This is a genomic window from Paenibacillus agaridevorans (genome assembly GCF_003112455.1).
GTDB classification, from domain to species: domain Bacteria; phylum Bacillota; class Bacilli; order Paenibacillales; family Paenibacillaceae; genus Pristimantibacillus; species Pristimantibacillus agaridevorans.
The window spans coordinates 9,276-12,294 of sequence record NZ_BDQX01000438.1; the positions used below are offsets into that span (position 1 = coordinate 9,276).

2 protein-coding genes are annotated in these 3,019 nt (G+C 59.8%); one reads left to right on the forward strand and one right to left on the reverse strand.

The features are described 5' to 3' along the window. Positions 1-247 (reverse strand): electron transfer flavoprotein subunit beta/FixA family protein (locus PAT3040_RS33510; RefSeq protein ID WP_444980833.1); only part of this gene is annotated, 247 nt, incomplete at its 3' end. 367 nt (positions 248-614) lie between these two features. Here PAT3040_RS33510 and PAT3040_RS33515 point away from each other — a divergent pair. Further along, the gene (locus PAT3040_RS33515; protein ID WP_258235290.1) at positions 615-2,915 is read left to right on the forward strand and encodes a (Fe-S)-binding protein; all 2,301 of its coding nucleotides are present in this window, start codon (positions 615-617) and stop codon (positions 2,913-2,915) included. The last annotated feature ends 104 nt before the right edge of the window (positions 2,916-3,019 follow it).

Consider the following 3,019-nt stretch of genomic DNA (forward strand, 5'->3'; position numbering starts at 1 on the left):
GGATCGCCTCGTCGGCGCCTACGGCAAGCGCCGTACGGATCGCCTCCTGCGCGCGTTCGGGACCGCAGGTCACAATGACGACGTTGCCGCCGGAGCGCTCTTTGATCCGAAGCGCTTCTTCCAATGCGTATTCGTCGTACGGGTTAATGACCAGCTTGGCATCCCGTTCTTCGATGCCTTGAGGGGTGACGGTTATTTTCTCCTCGGTGTCGAAGGTTTGTTTAAGCAGAACCACAATTGTTTGCATGGCAACCTCCCTTGCGAGCTTGGATTTACTGATGTTATTCCGGTCGGAACACACTGTCCATCAGTGCTACCTTATGATGCTGCCGCCGGCTTTAGACCCCTTGCGAGCCATCCGAAAAAAGCATGTTCGCGCCATCCCGTTCATATAAATGGAGGACCGCGGATATTTATGAAAGCGCTTCAAAAGCTTGTCCCAAAAAGAGAGCTCCGCGATGAGGGGAGCCAGATGGGATCGGTCGACAAGGGAGGGCTGACAAGTGGCAGGGCAATGGATCATGCTCCTTTCTGTCGGTGGGCAGATTGGCGTATTAACGGAGAAGAGGAAGCTTGCGGCCTTGCTGGCCGTAGGCGGGTCTAATGCGTCGTGGATGAGATGGTTGCTGTTCGCGCTGCTCGTCGCGGCGGCCGTCTGGATGTTCGCGGCTGTCGTGTGGCGAAGAATCGGCTATATGAAGCTGGGCGCTCCAGCCGTGTTCGAGCGGCATCGGCCGGGAGGCTTGGCGCGAAAGACCGCCAAAGACGGAGCTCTGCAGGATAGCGTTGGCAGCGAACCCGGTTCCGGAATCAAGGAGAGTCGTTGGCGGGGGAGAAGCGTCCGCCGCGGCGGGAAAACGGGGATCGGAAGAGAGATGTTCGGTCACCGCCGGCTGCTTAATGATTGGCGAAGCGGAACCATGCATTTGGTTTATTTTTACGGATTCATCATGCTGCAGTTCGGGGCGGTCGACCTCATATGGAAGGGGCTTAACGGCGGCGAAGCCTTGCCGATTCCGTTCTACGGGCCGTTCTCCTGGCTGCAGGAGGTTACCGTGTTCCTCGTGTTGCTGGCCGTCGTCTATGGCGGGTATAGGAGGTACGGCGAGCAACTGGCACGGCTCAAAAAGGGATGGAAACCCTCTATCGTGCTCTGGTTCATCGGGGGATTGATGTTGTCGATTCTGCTGTCTCTCTCCTTCGAGAGATTGGGGGCGGCACCTGTCGTCGAAGCCCGGTACGCTCCTATTAGCGGTCCTGTTTCGGAGCTGCTGGGCCATCTGGTATCACGGGGCAGCCCGCTGGCCCATGCCTGGTTCGAAGCCTTCTGGTGGCTGCATCTCGTTATCCTGCTAAGCTTTCTCGTGTACGTTCCGCAGTCCAAACACTTCCACCTCATCACCGCGCCCGTAAACATCTGGTTCCGCCGCAATACGCCGCCGGGAAGGCTGGCTCCGCTCGATTTGGAGAACGAGGAGGCGGAGAGCTTCGGGGTCGGCAAGGTGGAGCAATTTACGCAGAAGCAGCTGCTGGACCTGTACGCTTGCGTGGAGTGCGGGCGATGCACGAATGTGTGCCCGGCTTCGAGCACCGGCAAGCTGCTGTCGCCGATGCATCTCATCGTGAAGCTGCGCGACCATCTCACGGAGAAAGGGGCATCCATCACCTCAAAGTCGCCATGGCTGCCGGGCAGTCTGATATGGCAGGGCGCCGAGCCGGCCGCGCATGCCATGGGCTCCGTCATGCCGGACTGGGGCAGTCATGGAGACGAGGCAGAGCCGCTTGCCGCCTACAAGACGAATATCGCGCCTACGATGGATGTGCAGAAGGCTGGATGGGCGAAACATGCCGGAGCGAAGGCGGAGGACCTTGAGCTGATCGGCGACGTGATGACGGAGGATGAGCTGTGGGCTTGCACGACGTGCCGGAACTGCGAGGAGCAATGCCCGGTCGGCAACGAGCACGTGGACAAAATCATCGACATGCGCAGATATCTCGTGCTGATGGAAGGGCGGCTTCCGGCAGACGGCCAGCGGGCGTTGCAAAACATTGAACGCCAAAGCAACCCTTGGGGGCTGCCGCGTGCGGAGCGCGCCGCATGGATCGAAGAGTGCTACAGCCGTACGGGCATCCGGGTTGACACGATGGCGGAGCGGAAGCAGCGCGGCGAGAAACTGCCATCGCTGCTGATCTGGGCGGGCTCTATGGGCGCTTACGACACGAGAAGCCGCAAAGTGCTGTTTGACGTTATTCGGCTGCTGAAGCATGCGGGCATTGATTTTGCAACGTTGGGGAATGAGGAGAAAAGCTCCGGCGATACGGCCAGACGCATTGGCAACGAACTGCTATTCCAGGAGCTGTGCAGGGAGAATATCGCGACATTAGGCAAATATGGGATTAGGCATATCGTGACCGTGTGTCCGCATACGTTTAACACGTTCAAGAATGAATACCCGGACTTCGGGTTGTCGCCGGGCGTGCTGGTGGAACATCATACGGAGCTGCTGGCCAGGCTGGTGGCGGAACGGAGGCTGAAGACGAGGTTCGCCGTGGAGGAGCGGGTGACGGTCCACGACTCCTGTTATCTCGGGCGCTATAACGGCACGTACGAGGCGCCGCGCAGCGTGCTGAGATCCATACCTGGCATTAACGTGCGCGAAATGGAGCGTTCCGGCCCTCAAGGCATGTGCTGCGGAGCCGGCGGCGGTCTGATGTGGATGGAAGAGCATTCCGGCACCCGGGTCAACTACGCCCGGACGGCGCAAGCGCTGGAGGTTAAGCCGTCCGTCATTAGCTCCGCTTGTCCGTATTGCCTGACCATGATGGAGGACGGCCTCCGCTTCCTGTCCGCGGACGAGGAGGTCGAAGCGCGGGACGTGGCGGAGCTGCTGGCGGAGAGCGTATTTGGCAGGTAACACAACATCCAAAAGGAGAGTGAAGCAAGCGATGTCGATTTCAACGACTCGAAGGAGGAGCGCGACAGCCGTCCGGACCGCCGCCGTCATCGGCTCCGGGGGCA